Origin of the sequence: Ornithinimicrobium tianjinense (assembly GCF_014636495.1) — a bacterium.
Taxonomy (GTDB): domain Bacteria; phylum Actinomycetota; class Actinomycetes; order Actinomycetales; family Dermatophilaceae; genus Ornithinicoccus; species Ornithinicoccus tianjinensis.
Genome location: NZ_BMEM01000001.1, coordinates 917772 through 939790 on the forward strand (window position 1 = coordinate 917772; position 22019 = coordinate 939790).

Sequence of the window (22019 nt, forward strand, 5' to 3'; positions counted from 1 at the left end):
GCGGTCGCAGCCGTGCCACACTCGGGCGCGTGACAGACAAGGACGTCCCACGGCATACCCGGTCCGTGCGCGAGATCGAGGCAGGGATCGAGCGCGACCTGGCCCGCAACCTCTCCTACGGTGACTACCTCGACCTGCACACGGTCCTGGACGCGCAGCACCCGCGGGCCGTGCCGCCGCGCCACGACGAGCTGCTCTTCATCATCCAGCACCAGACCTCCGAGCTGTGGCTCAAGCTCATGCTCCACGAGCTGACCTCGGCCCGGCAGCTGCTGGCGACCGACGACGTGCAGCCGGCGCTCAAGCGCATCGCCAGGGTCAAGCACATCCAGCACACGCTCACCGAGCAGTGGTCGGTGCTGGCGACCCTCACCCCGAGCGAGTACGCCCAGTTCCGCCACTTCCTGGCGACCGGCTCCGGCTTCCAGTCCTGGCAGTACCGCGCGGTGGAGTTCTCCCTGGGCAACAAGAACCCCGAGATGCTCAGGGTCTTCGCGCACGACGCCGCCGTCCACGCCGAGCTGGACCGGCTGCTGCACGAGCCCAGCCTCTACGACGAGGTGCTGCGCCTGCTGGCCCGTCGCGGCCACCCGGTCCCGCAGGAGGTGCTCGACCGCGACGTGACCCAGCCCTACGAGAGCCACGAGGGCGTCGTCGACGTCTTCGCCGCCATCTACGCCGACCCGGCGCGGCACTGGCCCGAGTACCACCTCGCCGAGGACCTCGTGGACGTGGAGGACAACTTCCAGGTATGGCGCTTCCGTCACCTCAAGACCGTCGAGCGGATCATCGGCTCCAAGCGCGGGACCGGCGGGAGCTCCGGCGTGCCCTTCCTGCGGCGTGCGCTCGACCTCACCTTCTTCCCCGAGCTCTACGACGTCCGGTCCCGGATCCAGGACGTCACTCCCGACGGCTACCACGGAGGTGACGGCTCGTGACCGAGCTCACCGCAGGGACGACCCCCACGCGGGCGGACGCGCTCGCCCTGGACGCGGCCGACCCGCTCGGCGCGTACACCTCGCGTTTCGAGCCCGCCGAGGGGTTGGTCGCCTACTTCGACGGCAACTCGCTGGGCCGGCCGGTCGCGGGCACAGCCGAGGCGGTGGCCGAGCTCGTGCGGGGCGCCTGGGGGACCCTCCTCATCCGCAGCTGGGACGAGAGCTGGCTGCCCTGGCCCGAGCAGCTCGGCGACCTCGTGGGCCGGGCGGCCCTCGGCGCGGCGCCGGGGCAGACCGTGGTCGCCGACTCCACGACCGTGCTGCTCTACAAGGTGCTGCGCGCCCTCGTCGACCACCAGGTCGCGCTGGACCCCGGTCGGACGGAGATCGTTCTCGACCGGGACAACTTCCCGACCGACCGCTACGTCGCCGAGGGCGTGGCCGCCGAGCGGGGGATGACGCTGCGCTGGATCGAGGTCGACACCGCCGCTGGGGTGACCCCGGACCAGGTCGGCGACGTCGTCGGTCCGGCCACGGCGGTGGTCCTGCTGTCCCACGTCGCCTACCGCTCCGGCTGGGTGGCCGACGCGGAGCAGATCACCCGCGTGGCCCACGACTCCGGGGCGCTGGTGCTGTGGGACACCTGCCACTCGGCAGGGTCGGTGCCGGTGCGCGCCGACGACTGGGGCTGGGACGCGGCGGTGGGCTGCGACTACAAGTACCTCAACGGCGGTCCCGGCGCCCCCGCCCACGCCTACCTCGCGGCGCGGCTCCACGACATCCCCACGCTGCGGCAGCCGGTGCAGGGCTGGATGGGACGCCGCGACTCCTTCCTCATGGAGCAGGGCTACTCCCCGGCCCCGGGTGTGCGCAGCCTGGTCAGCGGCACCCCGCCGGTGACCGGCATGGTGCCCTTGTGGCTGTCGCTGCAGATGCTCGAGGAGGCCGGCATCGAGGCCGTGCGCGCCAAGTCGCTGCTCCTCACCGACCTCACCCTCGCCGTGGTCGACGCCTGGCCCGACGAGCTCGGCGTCGTGGTCGCCAGCCCGCGCGACCACGAGCGGCGCGGTGGCCACGTCACCCTCCGCCACCCGGACTTCGAGGTGGTCAACCGGCGGCTGTGGGAGCGCGGGGTGATCCCCGACTTCCGCGCCCCCGACGGCCTGCGGGTCGGCCTGGCGCCGTTGTCCACCACCTTCGTCGAGGTCTGGGACGGCCTGGCCGCGGTGCGCGAGGAGCTCGAGGCGGCGCGCTGAGGCGTCCGACGTGCAGACTGGGGCCGTGACGACGACCCGGCCCTGGGTGCTGCACGTGGACCTCGACCAGTTCATCGCGGCGGTCGAGGTCCTGCGCCGCCCGGAGCTCGCCGGGCGGCAGGTGGTGGTGGGGGGTCGGGGCGACCCCACCGAGCGGGGCGTCGTGGCGACGGCGTCCTACGAGGCACGCGAGCTCGGCGTCGGCTCGGGCATGCCCCTGCGCACCGCTGCGCGCAAGGCCCCCGACGCGGTCTTCCTGCCGCACGACCGCGAGGCCTACGAGGCCGCGTCCGCGGAGGTGATGGCGGTGCTCCGGGGGCTGCGCCACCCCGGTGCGCGCGTGCAGGTGCTGGGCTGGGACGAGGCCTTCGTCGGCGCGACGACCGAGGACCCGGAGGCCCTCGCGCGCGAGATCCAGGGTGAGGTGCTGCGGCATACCGACCTGCGCTGCACGGTGGGGATCGGCGACTCGACCGTGCGGGCCAAGAACGCCACCGTGTTCGGCAAGCCCGGAGGGACCTTCCGGCTGACCCGCGAGAACTGGCTGACCGTCATGGGCCCTCGCCCCACGCGGGACCTGTGGGGCGTGGGCCCGCGCGTCTCGGCGCGGCTCGCGGCGCACGACATCCTCACCGTCGACCAGCTTGCGCACGCGGACCGGGAGGTCCTCGTGCAGGAGTTCGGCCCGCGCATGGGGCCGTGGTACCTCCAGCTCGGTCGCGGCGAAGGAGCGAGCGAGGTGGACGACACGCCGTGGGTGGCCCGCGGTCACAGCCGCGAGCAGACCTTCCAGCGCGACCTGGAGGAGCCGGAGCAGGTGCGGGCGGCGGTGCAGGAGCTGGTCGCGGCGGTGCTCGACGACGTCGCCGCGGAGGGACGGCCGGTGGTGCGGGTCACGCTCAAGGTCCGCTACGCGCCCTTCCTGACCCGCAGCTACGGCCGCACGATCCCCGCCACCGACGACCGGGCCACGGTGACGGCGGTGGCCCTGACCCTCGCCGGGCGGGTGGACCCCGACCGTCGGGTGCGGCTGGTGGGCGTCCACCTGGAGATGACGATGCCCGACGGTGCGCGCGAGGGGACCACGCCGACGCGATCGGCCTGGTAGGCCCCGACTAGCCTGACGGGGTGACGGACAGCACGCACTACGACCTGATCATCCTCGGCTCCGGCTCGGGCAACTCCCTGGTCACCAGCGAGATGGAGTCGCGACGCACGGCGGTCGTGGACCGTGGCGTCGGGAGCGAGGGTGCCTTCGGCGGCACCTGCCTCAACGTCGGCTGCATCCCGACCAAGATGTTCGTGTATGCCGCGGAGGTCGCCTCGACGGTCCGCGACGCCGCCCGCTTCGGCGTCGACGCCACCCTGGACGGGGTGCGGTGGCGCGATATCCGCGACCGGGTGTTCGGCCGCATCGACCCGATCAGCGAGGGCGGGCGCGACTACCGCCGCGACGCGGACCACACCGACCTCTACCTCGGGCACGGGCGGTTCGTCGGTGACCGCGAGGTGGAGGTCGTCATCACCCGGCCCGGCGGGCGGCACGAGGTCGGGACCCGCCACCGGATCACGGCGGACCAGGTGGTCGTCGCGACCGGGGCGCGGCCGCGGGTCCCGCAGGTGGTCCTGGACGCGGGGGTGCCCTTCCACACCTCCGACAGCGTGATGCGCATCGACGAGCTGCCGGCCAGCATGGTCGTCGTGGGGGGAGGTGTCGTCGCGGCGGAGTTCGCCCATGTCTTCTCCTCCCTCGGCGTGCGGGTGTCGGTCGTGACGCGCTCGAGCCGGATGCTCCGGGGCGTCGACGAGGAGATCTCGCAGGCGTTCACCGACCTCGCCCGGCAGGCGTGGCACCTGCACACCGACGCCCGCCCCACGGCGGTGCGCGCCGGCGGCGAGGGCGTCGAGCTGGACCTGGCGGACGGCGCGACGGTCACCGGAGAGCTCCTGCTGGTGGCCACCGGTCGCACCCCCAACAGTGACGACCTCGGGCTGGAGCGCACCGCGGTCCGCACCCACGACGACGGCCGGGTCGCCGTCGACGAGCACGGCCGCACCGACGCGGCGGGCGTCTGGGCGCTCGGCGACGTCAGCTCGACCTACCAGCTCAAGCACGTCGCCAACCACGAGGCGCGCGTCGTGGCCCACAACCTGGTGCACCCCCAGGACCTGCGCACCGTCGACCACCGCTACGTGCCGGCCGCCGTCTTCACCCATCCCCAGGTGGCCACGGTCGGGCTGAGCGAGGCGGGGGCGCGCGAGGCGGGGTATGACGTGACCGTCAAGGTCCAGCGCTACGGCGACATCGCGTACGGCTGGGCGATGGAGGACACCACCGGCCTGTTCAAGCTGGTCGGCGACCGCCGCACCGGCCGCCTGCTCGGTGCCCACGCGATGGGTCCGCACGCCTCCAGCCTCATCCAGCCGGTCATCCAGGCCCTGAGCCTGGCCGGCCCGGAGGGCGGACCGACCGCGGAGCAGCTGGCGCGGGGGCAGTACTGGATCCACCCGGCGCTCTCGGAGGTCCTAGAGAACGCCCTGCTCGGCCTGGACGTCCAGCCCTTCCACGACGCGACCGCGGAGTACGACCCGGCCGGCGAGCACGAGGGGGGCACACCGCTGGACGTAGCATGAGCAGCATGTCCGACGCCATGACGACGACCCTCGACCACAAGGTCGCCGACCTGTCCCTCGCCGAGCGGGGCCGCCACCAGATCCGGCTGGCCGAGCACGAGATGCCCGGTCTCATGGCGCTGCGCGAGCGGTTCGGCGACCAGCGGCCGCTCGAAGGGGCCCGGATCGCCGGCTCCCTGCACATGACGGTGCAGACGGCCGTGCTCATCGAGACGCTGGTGGCGCTGGGCGCTCAGGTGCGCTGGGCCTCGTGCAACATCTTCTCCACCCAGGACGAGGCCGCGGCGGCCGTGGTCGTCGGCCCGGACGGCACCCCCGACGACCCCCGCGGCGTTCCGGTCTTCGCCTGGAAGGGCGAGAGCCTGGAGGACTACTGGTGGTGCACCACGCAGATCATGCTGTGGCCGGGGGAGGGCCCGAACATGATCCTCGACGACGGCGGTGACGCGACGCTCCTCGTGCTCAAGGGGCGCGAGTGGGAGCGACAGGGCGCGGTGCCGAGCCCGGAGCCGGAGGACTCGGACGAGTGGAAGGTGATCCTTCAGACCGTGCGTGCCGGGCTGTCCGAGCACCCGACCCGCTGGACCGACGTCGCGGCGGGCATCCGCGGCGTGACCGAGGAGACCACGACCGGGGTGCACCGGCTGTACCAGCTGCACGAGGCCGGGCAGCTGCTCTTCCCGGCGATCAACGTCAACGACTCGGTGACCAAGAGCAAGTTCGACAACACCTACGGATGCCGGCACAGCCTCGTCGACGGGATCAACCGCGCCACGGACGTGCTCATCGGCGGCAAGGTGGCCGTGGTGTGCGGCTACGGCGACGTCGGCAAGGGCTGCGCGGAGGCCCTGCGCGGGCAGGGCGCGCGCGTCATCGTCACCGAGATCGACCCGATCTGCGCGCTGCAGGCCGCGATGGACGGCTACCAGGTCGCGCGCCTCGAGGACGTCATCTCCCAGGCCGACTTCGTCGTCACGGCCACCGGCTGCAAGGACGTGGTCACGGCCGAGCACATGCGGCGCCTGAAGGACAAGGCGGTCCTGGGCAACATCGGTCACTTCGACAACGAGATCGACATGGCCGGCCTGGCCCGCGTGCCCGGGGCCCGACGCACCGAGATCAAGCCGCAGGTGCACGAGTGGACGCTGCCGGCCGAGAGCGTGGACGGGCAGGAGCGCGGGGAGCGGTCCTTCATCGTCCTGTCGGAGGGGCGGCTGCTCAACCTGGGCAACGCGACCGGCCACCCCAGCTTCGTCATGTCGACCAGCTTCACCAACCAGGTGCTGGCCCAGATCGAGATCTTCACCCGGCCGCAGGACTACCCGGTCGGGGTGCACACGCTGCCCAAGGCCCTGGACGAGGAGGTGGCGCGCCTGCACCTGGAGTCGGTCGCCGCGCACCTGACCGAGCTCACCAAGGAGCAGGCCGCCTATCTCGGGATCGACGTCGCCGGGCCCTACAAGCCGGACCACTACCGCTACTAGACGCACCGACAGGAGGCAGCCGGTGACCGCCAGCATCCTCGTCGTCGACGACGACCAGGCCCTCGCCGAGATGCTCGGCATCATCCTCCGCAAGGAGGGTTACGTCGTCGCGACCTGCGGCGACGGCGGCCGGGCCCTGCCCACCTTCCGCGAGCTGCGGCCCGACCTGGTGCTGCTCGACGTCATGCTTCCCACCGTCGACGGCATCGAGGTCTGCCGCCAGCTGCGGCAGGAGTCCGGCGTGCCGATCGTCATGCTGACCGCGCGCACCGACACCCGGGACGTGGTGGGCGGCCTGGAGGCAGGGGCGGACGACTACGTCGTCAAGCCGTTCAAGCCCCAGGAGCTGCTGGCCCGGGTGCGGGCCCGGCTGCGCCGTCTCGACACCGAGGACGACGGTCGGCTGCAGGTCGGCGACATCACCATCGACGTCGCCGGGCACGAGGTCACCCGCGGCGGCGAGCCGATCTCGCTGACCCCGCTGGAGTTCGACCTGCTGGTCGCGCTCGCCAGCAAGCCCAGCCAGGTCTTCGACCGTGAGTCTCTCCTGGAGCAGGTCTGGGGCTACCGGCACGCCGGCGACACGAGGCTGGTCAACGTCCACGTGCAGCGCCTCCGCTCCAAGATCGAGAAGGACCCCGAGAACCCCCAGATCGTGGTGACCGTCCGTGGTGTCGGTTACAAGGCCGGCCATCCCTGAGCGCCTCGGCGGCGAGCCGGCGGCGCACGCTCCGGACCAGCTCAACGCGACGGCGGGGCGTCCGGACCTGGCCCGGACGCGGCCGGAGGTCACGCGGGGTGGACCGCCGACGCTGCGCGCCGGACGCCTGGCCACGGCCTTCCTCGACTGGTGGCACAGCTCCATGCGGGTGCGCGTCATCACGATCACGCTGGTCCTGGGCCTCGCCTTCGGTCTGCTGCTGGGCTCCCTGCTCTACCAGCAGATCGCCAACGGTCTGGTCGCCCAGGCGGTCGACAGCGCGCAGCGTGACGCCGCGCAGCAGGTGGCGCTCGCCCAGGAGGCCATCGACTCGATCGACCGTCGTGACGACGCCGCCCTGACGGTGGCCGCCCACGACCTGGTCCTGTCCATGGCCGGCACCAACGCCGAGCTCGGACGTCAGGTGGTGCTCTCCCCGGCGCTCGACAACGAGCGCGGCGGCATCGTTCCCGCCATCGCGGTCGGCGTGAGCGACGACGCCGTCCCCGCCGGGCTGCGGGAAGCCCTGGCCGCCGGACCCGAGGACCAGCAGGTGGTCGTGGTGCCGGTCCGCATGGTCGACCGCGAGGAGCCGGTGACCTCGGTCGTCGTCGGCTCGAGGATGAGCCTGCTGCGCGCGGGCGCCTACGACCTGGTGCTCGTCTACCCCATGGTGCGCGAGCAGGAGACCCTGGACCTGGTGCGTGGGCTGTTCGTCGCGGCAGGCATGGGGCTGGGGATCCTGGTGGGCGGGCTGGGGTGGCTCGCGACGCGGCTGGTCACGCGGCCGCTGGAGCGGGCGGCCGTGGTCTCCCGGCAGCTGGCCGCGGGCCACCTGGACGAGCGGCTCCCGGTGCAGGGCAGCGACGAGCTGGCCCAGCTCGCCACCTCGTTCAACACGATGGCGGACTCCATCCAGCTGCGGATCCGGGAGCTGCGCTCGCTCTCGCAGCTGCAGCAGCGCTTCGTCTCCGACGTCTCCCACGAGCTGCGCACGCCGTTGACGACGATCCGGATGGCGGGGGAGGTGCTCCATGCCGGGCGCGACGACTTCCCCGAGCCCATGGCGCGCTCCGCCGAGCTGCTGCAGCAGGAGCTGGACCGCTTCGAGGAGCTGCTGACCGAGCTGCTGGAGATCAGTCGTTTCGACTCCGGCGCGGTCACCCTCGAGCGGCACCGCGAGGACATGGTCCGCGTGGTGCGGTCCGCCGTGGACGGGGTGCAGGCCCTGGCCCGCTCGCTGGGCACCGACGTCGTCGTGCGGCTGCCCGACGGCGACCCGCTGCCGACGGCCATGGACGGGCGCCGGGTCGCGCGCGTCCTGCGCAACCTGCTCGCCAACGCCGTCGAGCACGGGGAGCACCGTCCGGTGACGGTGACCGTGGCGGCGACCGCCGAGGCTGTCTCGGTGTGCGTCCGCGACCGCGGCATCGGCATGGACGAGGCCCAGCAGGAGCGGGTCTTCGACCGGTTCTGGCGGGCCGACCCCTCCCGCCAGCGCACCACGGGGGGCACCGGGCTGGGGCTGGCGATCGCCGTCGAGGATGCGCGCGTGCACGGTGGCTGGCTGCAGGTCAGCAGTGCGCCGGGGGAGGGCAGCTGCTTCCGGCTGGTGCTGCCTCGCAACGAGGCCTACGTGATCGCCGAGGCCCCGCCCTGGCGCGACCCGTCCAGCGGTGCGCCCCTGCCCGACGACGAGGTCCCGCCGCTGGTCCTCGCGCTCGCCAACCGGAAGGAGACGTCGTGAAGGGCTCCGGCGCGCTGTGCGCCTCTGCTGCGGTCGCCGTCCTGCTGGCCGGCTGCTCCAGCACGCTGCCCACCGACCCGGTCCCGCGCGCCGGACTGCCCGTGGAGGTCCAGCCGCGTGAGGACGTCACCCGCGTGCTGCCGGCCCCGCGCGCCAACGCGAGCGCGGTCGACATCGTCCGGGGCTTCCTGCGCACCAACGTCGGCTTTGCCGAGGACGACGACGTGGCCCGCGAGTACCTCACCCCGGCCCTCGCGAGCGAGTGGGTCCCCACGAGCAGCGTGCTCGTCCTCGAGGGCAACCCGGTGGTCACCCCGGCGGACTCGGGCAGGGTCCAGGTGTCCGCCCCGATCAGCGCCCAGATCGACGCGTTCGGCCGGCTGGTCGAGCTCCCTAGCGGCACCACCGTGACCGAGACCTTCGAGCTGAGCCCGGTCGACGGCCAGTGGCGCATCTCCGGCTTCCCGGAGGGGTTCGGGCTGTGGCTGTCCCGCACCGACCTCGACCAGGCCTTCCGGCCGAGGAAGATCGTCTACCTCAACCGCGAGCTCGGCGTCTTCGTCCCGGACGTCCGGTGGCTGGCCGAGGGGGAGGGGCTGCCGACCTCGCTGGCCCGCGCCCAGCTGGTGGACGTGCCGCCCTACCTGGAGGGAGCGGTCGACACCGGGGCCGCAGGCGAGGGACGGCTCACCGTCGCGGCCGTGCCGGTGGACGCCGAGACCCGGGTGGCGACCGTCAACCTGCAGGGGGCCGGCCTCAGCGAGGACCCGGTGCGTGTCCGTGAGCTGCGGGCCCAGCTCTCCAAGGCGCTGCTGGGGGTCGACGGCATCCAGGGGGTCGACCTGCGGCTGGCCGGGCGCAGCGTCGACGACTCCGGTCCGGTCACCACGCAGAGCGATCTCGGCTTCCGCGACGTCGAGCCTCGCGCGGACCGCGCGCTCCTGCGGGTCCAGGACACCTTCGTGGTGGTCGACCCCCACGTCTACGACCTCCGTGACGTCCAGGCCACGTCGGCCGTGGAGCTGCCGACCCTCGGCCCGTCGTGGACCGGGGTCGCCGCGTCCGCAGACCTGCAGTCCCTGGCGGCGGTCTCCGTGGACGGCACCAAGCTGTGGCGCTGGCGGTCCGGGCGCGAGGACGTCAACCCGGGGATCGGCGACGAGCTGGTGCCGCCCAGCTTCGACCCCCACGGGCTGCTCTGGGTCGCGGGTGCCGCGCGCGGCGGCGGCGCGCCGCGCGTGTGGTACGTCGACGCCGACGATGTCGGTGCGGTCGCCCGCCCCCTCGACGTGCCGGACCTGAGGGACGACGACCGCATCCGGTCCTTCCGGGTCTCCCAGGACGGCACCCGGGCGCTCATGGTCGTCACCGACGCGGACGGGGCGGCTGGTCGCCTTCTGCTCGCGGGGATCGTCCGTGACGCGGACGGGAGCCCGACGGGGATCGACGCGCCGATCGAGGTGGCGCCCACGCTCACGGGCGTCGTCTCGGCCCGGTGGGCCACGACCACCGAACTGATCGTGACGGCCCGACGCGAAGGTGAGGAGATGCTCGGCGGCTACCGGGTCCCGCTCGGCGGGTGGGTCCGCCCGCTCGGTGTCCAGGAGGGGCTGAGCGAGGTCCTCGCCGTGCCGGACGGTGACACCTACACCCCGATCGCCCGCACCGCGGACGGCCGCTTCCACACCACCGAGGGCACGACCGGCTGGTACGACGCCCGCAACGGCGACGAGCTGGTCATCCCCGGCGCCTGAGGGCCCCTGTGGACAAGGACCGTCCCGCGACGGTCCTTCGGCGACGCTGGAGGTATGACGTGGCGCCCCGGGGAGGACCTGCTCGCCCTCCTCGACCTGGCGGCGCCCGCCGCGTGCGGAGGATGCTCGCGGGCCGGCACCCGGTGGTGCTCGGACTGCGCGGCGTCGCTGCGCGACGGAGCGGCCGGAGCCGGCCCCTGGTCGCCCACGCCCCGGCCGGCCGGTCTGCCGCCGACCTGGTCCGGAGCGGCCTACGCGGGCGCGGTCCGGGCGGGGGTCGTCGCCTGGAAGGACGGCGGCCGCGCCGACCTCACCGCGGTCCTGGCCCCGGTGCTGCGCGCCGTGCTCGCGGCCGCCCTCGACGGGTCGGTCCACCACGCCGAGGCGCTCGCGGCCGGTGACGCCGTGCTGCTGCTTCCCGCACCCTCCGGACGGGCGGGCACCCGCGCCCGCGGGGAGCACCGCGTCGCCGCCCTGACCAGGGCGGCGGTGCGCGGCATACCCCGCAGCGAGGGACCGCGGCCCCTGGAGGTGCTGGACGCGCTGTGTCTGGTCAGGCGGGTGCAGGACCAGGCAGGGCTGGACGCCCGGGCCCGTGCCGCCAACCTCGCCGGCGCGGTCAGGGTCCGGCCCGTCCTCGCGGGGCGGATCGTCGGGAGGCCGTGCATCGTGGTCGACGACGTGGTGACCACGGGCGCGACCCTCGCCGAGTGCGCCCGCGCGCTGCGCGAGTGCGGTGCGGGGCCGGTCGCGGCAGCCACGCTGGCGGCCACCCGTCGGCGTCCGCGAGCCGGTCTACCGGAAGCGGCGCGGGCGGACTAGTGTGAGTTCATGGAGCCCCTCATGCGCACGGATCGGGGGTGAGGCCGGACGAGCAAGGCGCCAGGACAGACGCCGTGAAACCCCTCACCACCCCTTCCCATGGAGGACTACATGGAACTCATCGTGACCGGTCGCAAGAAGGACGTCTCGGACCGATTCCGCCGTCATCTGGAGGAGAAGCTCAGCAAGATCCCGCAGCTGGCTCCCCGGGTGCGCCGCACCGAGGTCGTCCTGACGCACGAGGCCAACCCCCGTCAGGCCAAGGAGTCCGAGCGCTGCGAGATCACCTGCTACGTGCAGCGGACCGTGGTGCGCGCCGAGGCCGCCGCGGACGAGGAGTACGCCGCGCTCGACCTGGCCATGACCAAGCTGACCGAACGGCTGCGCCGGCTGCACGACAAGCGCCGCGTGAGCCACACGGGCAAGCACCGTCCCGCCTCCGTCGCGGAGGCCACGTTCGGACTCCCGACCGAGCCCCTCGCCGCGGGCGAGGAGCCGGTCCAGCCGCCGGCGCCGAGCAGCGAGGAGGCGCTGGACGCCGCCCTCGACACCCGCGGCAACAGCCCGATCGAGATCCGCGAGAAGACGCACCCCTCCAGCCCGATGACCGTGGGCCAGGCCCTCTCGCGCATGGAGCTGGTCGGCCACGACTTCTTCCTCTTCCACGACGTCGACACCGACCGCCCGAGCGTGGTCTACCGGCGGCGTGGCTGGTCCTACGGCGTGGTCCGGCTGGACCTCGACGCCGAGGACGCCTATGAGGTCCACGAGTCCGACGAGGAGGCCTACGCGTCGTAGTCCTGCACCCCGGCCGCGGGCCCGTCACCGAGCAGGTGGCGGGCCCGCCGCCGTGACGGGTGCGGCCGGGCCGGGCGCCCCTGTCGGTGAGCTCTGCCAGGATGTCGCGGCATGACCGTCCTGCGGACCCTCACCCTCGACCAGGCCCGGCGGACCGCCCTCGCGGCGCAGGGTTTCGCTGACCGTCGGCCCGCGCCGGGTGGGGCCACGATGCGGCACGTCGCCCGGGTGGTCGACCGGGTGCAGGTCGTCCAGGTCGACAGCGTCAACGTGCTCACGCGCAGCCAGTACCTCCCGTTCTTCTCCCGGCTGGGTCCCTACGGCACCGACCTGCTCGACCGGGCCCGCGACGGGGCCGGGCCGCGGGCGCGCACCGGTCGCCGCCTGGTCGAGTACTGGGCGCACGAGGCCTCCCTGGTGCCGCCGTCCGTGTGGCCGCTGCTCACCTTCCGGATGGACGCGGCGCGCGAGCGCGCCTGGAGCCGTGGCGTCACCGTCGAGCACGCCGAGCTGCTTGATGCCGTGCGCAGGGTCGTGGCGGAGCACGGACCGCTGACCAACCGCGAGGTGGAGGCGCACCTGCCCCACGGAGCGGAGCGCGGGCGGGAGAACTGGGGGTGGAACTGGTCGGCGGTCAAGAGCTGCCTCGAGTACCTCTTCTGGGCGGGGGAGATCACCTCGGCCGGGCGGACGACCTCCTTCGAGCGCAGGTATGCCGTGCCCGAGGCGGTCCTTCCGCCGGAGGTGGTCGCCGCACGGAACGCGGCCAGAGGCGCAGACCCGCAGGCGGCCGTCACCGAGCTCCTCCGACTGGCGCTCGTCGCCCACGGTCTGGGCACCCAGCGGTGCCTGGCCGACTACTTCCGCGTCCGGGGACCGCGGGTCGCGGCGGGGCTGGCCGAGCTCGAACGCCGCGGGCTGGCCGAGAGGGTGCGGGTGGCCGGGTGGGACCGCCCCCTGTGGCGCGACCCCGGGGCCCGCAGCCCCCGGCACGTGCCCGGTGCCGCACTGCTCAGCCCGTTCGACTCGCTCGTCTGGCAGCGGGAGCGGACCGAGGCGCTGTGGGGGATGCGCTACCGGCTCGAGATCTACGTGCCGGCCCCGCAGCGCGTGCACGGCTACTACGTCCTGCCCTTCCTCCTCGACGAGCGGCTCGTGGCGCGGGTGGATCTCAAGTCCGACCGGGCAGCGGGCGTGCTCAGGGCGCTGTCGGTGCACTGGGAGCCCGGCGCAGACGTGGCCCGCGGCGCCCCGGCCCTGCAGACCGAGCTGGAGTCGATGGCCGGCTGGCTCGGGCTCGGTCGCGTCGACCTCGCCCCGCCACGCTGACGGTCAGAGCGGGGTGATCTCCCCGGCGAGCAGGTCGAAGCGCACCATGTCCTCCACGGTGCCGTCGCCCAGCCGCTCCGCGCGGCGGTCACGGCCCGTCTGGGTCATCCCGACGGCAAGGGCCACCTTGCGGCTCGGTGCGTTGCTCTCCGCGGCGCGGAGCAGGAGTCGGTCCAGACCGAGCCCGCCCGCGGTCAGCGACGTCAGGGCGTAGCGGCAGGCGCTCTGCACCGCGACGGTCAGCAGCCCCCGTCCCCGGACCTGCGGGTGCGCCAGGTAGCCGACCTCCGCCTGGCCCGGCTGCGTGCCCAGCCCGAAGAGCGCCACCGACCCGACGCAGACGTCGGCGCCGGTCTCGGTGACGCACCAGGCCAGCTCGGTGCCGCGCGCGGCGCTGTCCCGGACGCGGTCGACGTAGGCCATCGCCTCGCCGATGCCGTAGGGCCGCGGAAGCGCGGGCAGGTATCTCTGGGACACCGGGTCCTGGCAGGCTTCGACGATCCGGCCCGCGTCCGTGTGGCGCCAGGGCCGCAGCACCACGCCGCCGGCCTCGAGGGTCGGCACCACGAGCCAGGGGTATGCCGGGGTCCGCGCCTCGTCGTGGCGCAGGCTGGCCACCCAGCCGTCCCTGGGTCGCCGCTCCTGGCCGTGGCCGGGCAGCAGGCCGCGCACGGTCAGGGGCGCGCTGAACCCGAGCCGCCAGGCGACGCGGCGCGAGGCCCAGTTGCCCACCTCCGCCCGCCAGCGGGCGGTGTCGACGTCGTCCTGGGTGAAGGCGTGCTCCAGGGCCAGGTCGAGGGCGCGCACGGCGACGCGGTTGTCCCGGAAGGCGGGGTGGACGGCATACCCGACCTCGGCCGCGCCGTGCCCGTCGGGGCGGTACTCGACCGTCCCGGCCGCGCGCCATACCCCCTCACGCAGCACCTCGACGACCCACTGCCGGGGGGAGTAGGGCAGACGCTCGGACCATCGCTCGGCCGCCACGGCCGTCCAGCTCCGCGCCTGCGTGGGCGCGCCGGTGGGGGAGGCGTCCCCCCAGCGCAGGCACTCCTCGTCCCGCCCCAGCTCCACGAGCATCTGCTCGTGCGCCGGTGCCGGGGCGACCAGCCTGAGATCACCCGACACGAGCCGGGGAGCGGCCGTCGGTGCGGCGTGCGCGGACATGGCGGTTAGCCTAGACGCGTGCCCAAACTCTTCGAGAAGATCCTGCGCGCCGGCGAGAAGACCGCGCTGCGCCGGCTTGAGACGATCGCCAAGCAGGTCAACGCCCTGGAGCAGGACTTCGAGGGCCTGACCGACGCGGAGCTGCGCGCGGAGACCGACACGTTCAGGGCGCGGCTCGCCGACGGCGAGACGTTGGACCGGCTCCTGCCCGAGGCCTTCGCCGCGGTGCGCGAGGCAAGCAAGCGCACCATCGGCAAGCGTCACTTCGACGTGCAGCTGATGGGCGGCGCGGCTCTGCACCAGGGCAACGTCGCGGAGATGCGCACCGGTGAGGGAAAGACGCTCGTGGCGACCCTGCCGTCCTACCTCAACGCCCTGACGGGCAAGGGCGTGCACGTCATCACCACCAACGACTACCTCGCGCAGTACCAGTCCGAGCTGATGGGCCGCGTGCACCGTGCGCTCGGCCTGGAGACCGGCTGCATCCTGTCCTCGATGACTCCGGCGCAGCGGCGCGAGCAGTACGCCATGGACATCACCTACGGCACCAACAACGAGTTCGGCTTCGACTACCTGCGCGACAACATGGCGTGGTCGCTGAGCGATCTCGTGCAGCGGGGCCACAACTTCGCGATCGTGGACGAGGTCGACTCGATCCTCATCGACGAGGCCCGCACGCCGCTGATCATCTCCGGCCCCGCCGACCAGGCCACCAAGTGGTACACCGAGTTCAGCAAGCTGGTCCGCCGGCTCAACCGCGGCGAGGACGGCCAGGGCGACTACGAGGTCGACGAGAAGAAGAAGACCGTCGGCGTGCTGGAGTCCGGGATCGAGAAGATCGAGGACTACCTCGGCATCGACAACCTCTACGAGTCGGCCAACACCCCGCTCATCGGCTACCTCAACAACGCCATCAAGGCCAAGGAGCTGTTCGACCGGGACAAGGACTACGTCGTCATGGACGGCCAGGTCATGATCGTCGACGAGCACACCGGTCGCATCCTGCCGGGCCGCCGCTACAACGAGGGCATGCACCAGGCCATCGAGGCCAAGGAGGGGGTGGAGATCAAGAACGAGAACCAGACCCTGGCGACCGTGACGCTGCAGAACTACTTCCGCATGTACGACAAGCTCTCCGGCATGACCGGCACGGCCCAGACCGAGGCCGCCGAGCTCCACCAGATCTACAAGGTCGGCGTCATCCCGATCCCCACCAACCGCCCGATGGTCCGTCAGGACCGCGCCGACAAGGTCTACCGGACCGAGGAGGCGAAGTTCAGCGCCGTCGTGGACGACATCGCCGAGCGGCACCGTGCCGGGCAGCCCGTCCTCGTGGGCACGACCTCGGTCGCGAAGTCGGAGTACCTCTCCGAGCAGCTGCGCCGACGGGGCGTCAAGCACGAGGTCCTCAACGCCAAGCACCACGAGCGCGAGGCCGCGATCGTCGCCGAGGCCGGACGCAAGGGCGCCGTCACCGTGGCCACCAACATGGCCGGCCGCGGCACCGACATCATGCTGGGCGGCAACCCGGAGTTCCGTGCCGTGGCGGCGCTGAAGGCGCAGGGACTGGACCCGCACGAGACCCCGGAGGAGTACGAGGCCGCCTGGGACGGCACGCTGCGTCGGGCCGAGGAGTCGGTGGCCGTGGAGCACGAGGAGGTCACCGCGCTGGGCGGGCTCTACGTCCTGGGGACGGAGCGCCACGAGTCCCGACGCATCGACAACCAGCTGCGCGGCCGCTCCGGGCGCCAGGGCGACCCCGGCGAGTCCCGCTTCTACCTCTCGCTGCAGGACGACCTGATGCGGATGTTCAACGCCGCGATGGTCGACCGGGTGATGTCCATGACGGGGCTGTCCGACGACGTCCCGATCGAGGCCAAGATGGTCACGCGGTCGATCGCCAGCGCCCAGTCGCAGGTGGAGGCCCAGCACTTCGAGACCCGTAAGAACGTCCTCAAGTACGACGACGTCCTCAACCGGCAGCGCGAGGTCATCTACGCCGAGCGGCGCCAGGTGCTGGAGGGTGTCGACCTGCAGGAGCAGGTGCGGGGCTTCATCAACGACGTGGTGTCCGACGTCGTCACGGCGTTCGCAGGTCAGGGCCTGACCGACGGGCTCGACCTCGAGTCCCTCTGGAGCGAGATGGGCCAGCTCTACCCCGTCGGGCTCACGGTGGACGAGGCCGTCGCCTCCGCCGGCGGGCGCGGCGCGCTGACCACCGAGCACCTGGTCGAGCTGCTCACCTCCGACGCGCAGCACGCGTACGACGCACGCGAGGACTCCGTGGGCCACGAGGTGATGCGTGACGTGGAGCGCCGGGTGGTGCTGCAGGTGCTGGACCGCAAGTGGCGCGAGCACCTCTACGAGATGGACTATCTCAAGGAGGGCATCGGTCTGCGGGCGATGGCTCAGCGCGAGCCGCTCGTGGAGTATCAGCGCGAGGGCTACCAGCTCTTCCAGGCGATGATGGAGGCGATCAAGGAGGAGTCCGTGCGCTTCCTCTTCAACGCCGAGGTCAAGCCGGCCGAGCAGGCCGAGCCGGTGGAACCGCCGGCGGCCCAGCTGACCTTCGTCGCCCCCAGCGAGGACGGCGGCGCCGAACGCCGCCCGGTGCGTGCCGACGGCAGCCTGCCCGCCGAGGAGACGGCGGCGCCGGCGGCCACCGAGGGCAACCGGGCCGAGCGCCGGCGCGCGCGCCGCAACACCTGAGACGTGCCAGAGCCTCGGGGCCGCCCGGCCGTGGGCGGCCCCGAGGCGCTAGCCGAGCTCCCAGGCCGTGATGAGCCACCGACCGTCGGTGCCGCACATGCGCAACGCCAGGGCCCGGACGCGGCCGTCCGCCCAGACGACGGCGGACACCTCGCAGACCCCTTCGGCAGGCAGACAGGTGAGGATGGTCTTCACCACGGGCGGTCGGTGCGCGCGCCTGCCCCTGCGTCTGGCCAGCTGACCCCGGCGTCGGATCCGCTCCTTGATCTCAGGTGTGACCCAGCGGCCGAGCTGGTCGGCGGGTCGGGTCCCGTCGGAGGCCTCGAGCACGACCTGGATCATGCCGCGCGCCCACGCGCCAGGCTCCGGGAGCTGGACCGTCGGCGTGGCCTGCGGGCCGAAGAAGCTGTCGTCCCCGGCCCCCCTGAAGTCGACCGCCAGGCTGCCCTGGACGTAGCGCTGCGCGGGCGTCCGCGCCGTGGTCTCGCCCCAGTCAGGCCCAGCGCTCTCCGGTTCGCAGCGGGGCGCGGGCAGGAGCCGGAGCACCTCCGGAGCGGCGGCGGCGCTCACCGGTGCGCCTCCGGAGCCGGCGCCACGAGCTGCTGACCCGGCCGGAGCAGGTGCGGGTCGTCGCCGATGACGTCGCGGTTGGCGGCATACCAGAGCGGCCACTGCTCGGCGACGTCCTGGTCGGTGGCCTGCTGCCCGAGGTGACGCGCGGTGATGTCCCAGAGGGTGTCTCCGCGGTGCACCACGACATGGTCGAGGGGCTCCTCTCCGTGCGTGGTCGCGCTGACCAGACCCACGTCGGAGGACGGCCTCGGTGCCGTCGGCACGGGTGTGGGCGTCCAACCTGGCCGGGGCAGGGTGCTCCCGATGCCCTCAGCGGCGTCGGAGGTCGCTTCGGCCGTGGTCCCGGCGGCAGTCGCTGTGACCTCGGTCGCCGTGATGTCCATCGCGTCGACCTCGGTCGCCGTGGTTTCCGTCGCCTCGACCTCGATCGCGACGACGGTCTCCGTGGCACCCGCGACGACGGGCGCCGCCAGGAGGGCGCCGACCGTGAGCAGGCCGGTCGCGACCTGGCGCACCACCGGCGACGGACCTCGTCGGGTGGTCCTCCCCGTGGTCGGTGCGGCGACGACCGAGTCACCTCCGAGCAGAGCCTGGTCGGTCAGCAGGCACAGCACGGCCCTGGTCAGCAGCACCGCGACCCAGCCGCTGGAGATCGCAGCGGCCCCCGTGGTGAGGAAGCCCAGGCCGTCGGCGACCTGGGCCACCTGCCAGCCCGGCCACTGTCCGATCGCCCACCTCGTCAGCACCACGGCGAGGGCTCCAGCGCCCAGCGAGCCCACGCCGCCCAGCACCAGGGCGGCGCGCGCCCCGCTGCGGGACCGGCGCGCGTCCATGTCGTCCTCCGTCATCGCCCCTCCACGGATCATATGTGTTCGTTTGCGTGCGTTTGCGTCACTCTACGAGTGATTGCCGCGCGACGGCAAGGCCCTGTGGACAGCTGGGTGACGGGGATCCTGGGGCTGGCACGATGGGCCGCATGCGGTGGCACCGGCTCTTCGACGACCTGGAGGCTCAGCTCGCCCGTCAGGCCAGGCAGGAGCTCGAGGCCGAGATCGTCGAGCACACCCGGGCGGAGCGGGGGCAGGTGACCCTGACCGACCGGCTCACCGCCGGGCTCGGGAGTGCGGCGCGCCTGAAGGTGTGGGGTCTTGGCTGGCTCGACGTGCGGGTCGTCGACGTGGGGGACGGCTGGCTCCTGTGCGAGGGCGAGGGAGGTGTCGTGGGGCGGGCCCGTGAGCTGCTCGTCCCGTCCGCCGCGGTGCTCGGCGTGGAGGGGGCGGCGGAGGCCGCGGACACGCGGCGGTCGGTCGCGAGCCGCAGGTTCGGGCTGACCCACGCCCTTCGGGCGATCAGCCGGGACCGTGCCCCGGTGAGGGCGCACGACCGGGCCGGGGACCACCTCACGGGAACCATCGACCGCGTGCTCGCCGACCACCTGGACCTGAGCCGGCACGCCGACGACGAGGCACGCCGCGCCGTGGCGGTGCGCGGTGTGGTCAGCCTTCCCTACGCCGCACTGGCTGCGGTGCGCCGCCTCTGAGCCGCCGCGGACGGTCAGAGGCCCTCCCCTCAGTCGAGGTCGGTCGCGCCCTGTCGGATGCTCTCGCGCGTCTGCGCGTACATGCGCTGGATGTAGGCCTCCAGCTCGCTGTCCTCCACGCGCCACACGCCGCGGCCCCCCAGCTTGACGCCGAGCAGGTCACCGGAGCGCACGAGCGCCTTGACCTGGGACAGGGAGACGTTCAGGACCTCCGCCACGTCGGTGAGCGTGAGGAAACGGGGAGTGGCCACCGACGGCTCCTTTCACAGGGGGATTACCAAGATTTTACGCAATCCTGGCCCACTCTTGACCTGCCTGTGGACAAGATGGGGTGCCGGCCGGCGGCGCGGTAGCGTGTGCGCGGGCGGGACAGATCACGCGGCAAGGGGAGAACACACATGGGGACGTCGACGCTGACGACGCGAGCGGTGCCCGCTCGCGCCACGACCGCGGAAGGGACGCGTCGGGCTCGGCGGCTCGAGGCGCCGAGCTGGCGCGACCTGCGGCTCGTCGTCGGCGCACTGCTGGTGCTGCTCTCGGTCGCCGGCGGGACCCGCCTCGTCGCCTCCCTCGACGACACCACCCCGGTCTATGCAGCGGCCCGAGACCTCCTCCCGGGACAGCCCGTCCGTGAGGGGGATCTGGTGCCGGTCGACGTCCGCCTCGGCGACACCGCGGTCAGCTATGTCGACGGCACCTCACCCGTCCAGCCGGGCACCCATCTGGTGCGCCCCGTCGCCGCGGGTGAGCTGGTGCCGGCCGCTGCGCTCGGCACCGCCCGTCAGGCCCTCGACAAGACGGTCAGCGTGCCCGTGGACGCTGTCGCGGCGCGGTCGCTCGTCCAGGGCTCCGTCGTCGACGTCTGGGTGAGTCGCCGCGACGACGAGGGGGTGGGCGAGAGCTACGAGGACCCCGAGCTCCTGCTGGAGGGAGCCGTCCTCGACCAGGTCCCGGCCGAGAACGGCGGTCTCGGCGCCGGGCTGGGCCGCACGGCCGTGCAGGTGGTCGTCCCGGCCGACCGGGTGGGGGACCTCATCGCCGCGGTCGACCAGGAGGCCAGGGTCACGCTGGTGCCCGCACCCCGAGCCGTGCCGACGGAGGGCCGCAGGTGAGGCTCCCTGCGCTGACCGCGGTGGCCCCGCGCTGGGAGGTGGACCTCGTCGCGGCGCTGGCCCCGTCGGACCACGTGCACGTGGTCCGCCGCTGCGCGGACGTCGCAGAGCTGCTCGGCGTGGCGGCGGCGGGTCTGGGACGCGTCGCCTTCGTCTCCTCGGACCTGCGCGGCGTGGATCGGTCGGTGCTCGACGCGCTCACCCTGCGCGGGGTGATGGTGGTCGGTGTCCACCCGCCTGACGACGACGCTGCGGCGCGCACGCTGACCCGCTGGGGCTGCCCCGTGGTGGTGCCGGCGGACACCTCGTCGCCGCAGCTGGACGATGCTCTGGAGGAGCTGCTCCGTGGGGCGGACGCCCGCGAGCGGTCGGCGTCTGCCGGGGTCGGCGCCGTCCAGGAGGAGGGGCGGTCAGGACGCGGGCCGGGTGTCCCCGGCGCACCGGCCAAGGACCGGCCCGCCGGCCTCGACCCCGACGGCCTCGACGAGGAGCTGGAGCAGCTGCTGGACGAGGCGGGCGGAGGCGCCCGGGGTCAGGGGCTCGGCCCGGACGCCTCGCTGGACGATCAGGGCGGCGGCCGGGAAGGGGAGGTCGTGGTGGTCTGGGGCCCGACCGGCAGCCCCGGCCGCACCACGGTCGCGGTCAACCTGGCCGTGGAGCTCGCCGACCCGCTCGGTCCGGTCGTGCTCGTCGACGCGGACACCTACGGGGCGAGCGTCGCGCAGCATCTCGCGGTGCTGGACGAGGTCCCCGGGGTGGCAGCGGCTGTGCGCGCCGCGGACCAGGGCACCCTGGACCGCGTGAGCCTGGCACGCCTTGCCCCGGAGCTGAGGCCCGGCCTGCGGGTGCTCACCGGTCTCCCACGCGCGGACCGCTGGCCCGAGCTGCGGGACGTGGCGCTCGCGGATGTCCTCCAGGCCTGCCGGTCGCTGGCCCGGTGGACGGTGGTCGACGTCGCCGCCTACCTCGAGCAGGACGAGGAGCTCTCCTTCGACACGCTCGCCCCTCGTCGCAACGGGGCCACCCTCACGGCGCTGGAGGCTGCGGACCACCTGGTCGTCGTCGGCTCCGCCGACCCGGTGGGGCTGCAGCGCCTCGTCCGTGGCCTCGACCTCCTCCGCGAGCAGGCGGTGGACCCGACGCTCATCGTCGTCAACAGGGTCCGGTCCGGGGCCGTCGGCCCTGAGCCCGGGCGGCGCATCACCGAGGCCCTCCGTCGCTTCGCCGGGGTCGAGCCAGCCGTGCTGGTCCCTGACGACGTCGACGCGATGGATGCGGCGATGCTCCAGGGGCGGGCCCTGGCGGAGGTCCGACCGCGGAGCACGGCGCGGACCGCCCTGGTCGACCTCGCGAACCAGCTCTCCGGTCGTCCGGCTCAGGGGTCGGGTCACGGCCGTCGGCACTGGCCGCGACGCCACCGACGCGCCGCCCGGACCTGAGCGTGCCGCGGGCGACATCT

Annotated in this window: 19 protein-coding genes; 15 read left to right on the top strand and 4 right to left on the bottom strand. The window is 73.3% G+C overall.

What is annotated here, in order from left to right:
* Positions 1 to 29 precede the first annotated feature (29 nt).
* The 11 genes from kynA (at position 30) to IEV65_RS04375 (ending at position 13462) form a co-directional block, all read left to right on the top strand.
* Complete coding sequence (kynA, locus tag IEV65_RS04325; RefSeq protein ID WP_188428336.1) at positions 30 to 938, top strand: tryptophan 2,3-dioxygenase; 909 nt, start codon at positions 30 to 32, stop codon at positions 936 to 938.
* Positions 935 to 2194 carry a kynureninase gene (locus IEV65_RS04330; RefSeq protein WP_188428337.1) on the top strand — a complete coding sequence of 420 codons (1260 nt, stop codon included), beginning with the start codon at positions 935 to 937 and terminating at the stop codon, positions 2192 to 2194. Before kynA ends, IEV65_RS04330 begins: the two co-directional genes overlap by 4 nt.
* 25 nt (positions 2195 to 2219) lie before the next feature.
* The gene (locus tag IEV65_RS04335; RefSeq protein WP_443093925.1) at positions 2220 to 3302 is read left to right on the top strand and encodes a DNA polymerase IV; all 1083 of its coding nucleotides are present in this window, start codon (positions 2220 to 2222) and stop codon (positions 3300 to 3302) included.
* 20 nt (positions 3303 to 3322) lie between these two features.
* Positions 3323 to 4828, top strand: a complete 1506-nt coding sequence (locus IEV65_RS04340; RefSeq protein WP_188428338.1) for a mycothione reductase — start codon at positions 3323 to 3325, stop codon at positions 4826 to 4828.
* Positions 4829 to 4833: 5 nt separating this feature from the next.
* Positions 4834 to 6312, top strand: a complete 1479-nt coding sequence (ahcY, locus tag IEV65_RS04345) for an adenosylhomocysteinase (protein ID WP_229734881.1) — start codon at positions 4834 to 4836, stop codon at positions 6310 to 6312.
* A 22-nt stretch (positions 6313 to 6334) separates the two neighbouring features.
* Positions 6335 to 7012, top strand: a complete 678-nt coding sequence (gene mtrA, locus IEV65_RS04350) for an MtrAB system response regulator MtrA (RefSeq protein ID WP_188428340.1) — start codon at positions 6335 to 6337, stop codon at positions 7010 to 7012.
* A complete protein-coding gene (gene mtrB, locus IEV65_RS04355; protein WP_229734882.1) occupies positions 6984 to 8759 on the top strand; it encodes an MtrAB system histidine kinase MtrB in 1776 nt (591 codons plus the stop codon). Before mtrA ends, mtrB begins: the two co-directional genes overlap by 29 nt.
* On the top strand, positions 8756 to 10513 hold the full coding sequence (locus IEV65_RS04360) for an LpqB family beta-propeller domain-containing protein (protein ID WP_188428342.1): 1758 nt from the start codon (positions 8756 to 8758) through the stop codon (positions 10511 to 10513). Before mtrB ends, IEV65_RS04360 begins: the two co-directional genes overlap by 4 nt.
* Before the next feature lie 54 nt (positions 10514 to 10567).
* Positions 10568 to 11335 carry a ComF family protein gene (locus IEV65_RS04365; protein WP_188428343.1) on the top strand — a complete coding sequence of 256 codons (768 nt, stop codon included), beginning with the start codon at positions 10568 to 10570 and terminating at the stop codon, positions 11333 to 11335.
* A 111-nt stretch (positions 11336 to 11446) separates the two neighbouring features.
* Positions 11447 to 12133 (top strand): ribosome hibernation-promoting factor, HPF/YfiA family, encoded by a 687-nt coding sequence (gene hpf / locus IEV65_RS04370; protein WP_188428344.1) that lies wholly within the window; start codon positions 11447 to 11449, stop codon positions 12131 to 12133.
* A gap of 111 nt (positions 12134 to 12244) precedes the next feature.
* On the top strand, positions 12245 to 13462 hold the full coding sequence (locus tag IEV65_RS04375) for a winged helix-turn-helix domain-containing protein (protein WP_188428345.1): 1218 nt from the start codon (positions 12245 to 12247) through the stop codon (positions 13460 to 13462).
* A gap of 3 nt (positions 13463 to 13465) precedes the next feature.
* On the opposite strand, the gene IEV65_RS04380 is transcribed toward IEV65_RS04375, so the two are convergent.
* Positions 13466 to 14626, bottom strand: a complete 1161-nt coding sequence (locus tag IEV65_RS04380; protein WP_188428346.1) for a GNAT family N-acetyltransferase — start codon at positions 14624 to 14626, stop codon at positions 13466 to 13468.
* Positions 14627 to 14644: 18 nt separating this feature from the next.
* On the opposite strand from IEV65_RS04380, the gene secA reads away from it, so the two are divergent.
* Positions 14645 to 17335: a preprotein translocase subunit SecA gene (gene secA, locus IEV65_RS04385; protein ID WP_188428347.1), complete on the top strand. Its 2691-nt coding sequence runs from the start codon at positions 14645 to 14647 to the stop codon at positions 17333 to 17335.
* 48 nt (positions 17336 to 17383) lie between these two features.
* Here the strand turns inward: secA and IEV65_RS04390 are convergent, their stop codons facing one another.
* Together IEV65_RS04390 and IEV65_RS15570 are read right to left on the bottom strand one after the other, a co-directional pair.
* Positions 17384 to 17905 (bottom strand): Rv3235 family protein, encoded by a 522-nt coding sequence (locus IEV65_RS04390; protein ID WP_188428348.1) that lies wholly within the window; start codon positions 17903 to 17905, stop codon positions 17384 to 17386.
* The gene (locus IEV65_RS15570) at positions 17902 to 18756 is read right to left on the bottom strand and encodes a LysM peptidoglycan-binding domain-containing protein (RefSeq protein ID WP_229734883.1); all 855 of its coding nucleotides are present in this window, start codon (positions 18754 to 18756) and stop codon (positions 17902 to 17904) included. The genes IEV65_RS04390 and IEV65_RS15570 overlap by 4 nt, the downstream gene beginning before the upstream one ends.
* Positions 18757 to 18884: 128 nt before the next feature.
* On the opposite strand from IEV65_RS15570, the gene IEV65_RS04400 reads away from it, so the two are divergent.
* Positions 18885 to 19448, top strand: a complete 564-nt coding sequence (locus IEV65_RS04400) for a hypothetical protein (RefSeq protein ID WP_188428349.1) — start codon at positions 18885 to 18887, stop codon at positions 19446 to 19448.
* 29 nt (positions 19449 to 19477) lie between these two features.
* Here IEV65_RS04400 and IEV65_RS04405 read toward each other — a convergent pair whose 3' ends face one another.
* Complete coding sequence (locus IEV65_RS04405; protein WP_188428350.1) at positions 19478 to 19699, bottom strand: helix-turn-helix domain-containing protein; 222 nt, start codon at positions 19697 to 19699, stop codon at positions 19478 to 19480.
* Between the two features lie 147 nt (positions 19700 to 19846).
* Between IEV65_RS04405 and IEV65_RS04410 the strand changes: the two genes are divergently transcribed.
* Together IEV65_RS04410 and IEV65_RS04415 are read left to right on the top strand one after the other, a co-directional pair.
* A complete protein-coding gene (locus IEV65_RS04410) occupies positions 19847 to 20560 on the top strand; it encodes a CpaB family protein (protein WP_188428351.1) in 714 nt (237 codons plus the stop codon).
* Positions 20557 to 21999: a CpaE/TadZ family protein gene (locus tag IEV65_RS04415; protein ID WP_229734884.1), complete on the top strand. Its 1443-nt coding sequence runs from the start codon at positions 20557 to 20559 to the stop codon at positions 21997 to 21999. The genes IEV65_RS04410 and IEV65_RS04415 overlap by 4 nt, the downstream gene beginning before the upstream one ends.
* Positions 22000 to 22019: the final 20 nt, after the last annotated feature.

Excerpts from the sequence above, each read along its gene's own strand:
- IEV65_RS04365 (WP_188428343.1), top strand. The coding sequence starts at position 10,568 with ATGACGTGGCGCCCCGGGGAGGACCTGCTCGCCCTCCTCGACCTGGCG.
- IEV65_RS04375 (WP_188428345.1), top strand. The coding sequence starts at position 12,245 with ATGACCGTCCTGCGGACCCTCACCCTCGACCAGGCCCGGCGGACCGCC.
- IEV65_RS15570 (WP_229734883.1), bottom strand. The coding sequence starts at position 18,756 with ATGACGGAGGACGACATGGACGCGCGCCGGTCCCGCAGCGGGGCGCGC.
- IEV65_RS04410 (WP_188428351.1), top strand. The coding sequence starts at position 19,847 with ATGGGGACGTCGACGCTGACGACGCGAGCGGTGCCCGCTCGCGCCACG.
- hpf (WP_188428344.1), top strand. The coding sequence starts at position 11,447 with ATGGAACTCATCGTGACCGGTCGCAAGAAGGACGTCTCGGACCGATTC.
- IEV65_RS04380 (WP_188428346.1), bottom strand. The coding sequence starts at position 14,626 with ATGTCCGCGCACGCCGCACCGACGGCCGCTCCCCGGCTCGTGTCGGGT.
- IEV65_RS04400 (WP_188428349.1), top strand. The coding sequence starts at position 18,885 with ATGCGGTGGCACCGGCTCTTCGACGACCTGGAGGCTCAGCTCGCCCGT.
- ahcY (WP_229734881.1), top strand. The coding sequence starts at position 4,834 with ATGTCCGACGCCATGACGACGACCCTCGACCACAAGGTCGCCGACCTG.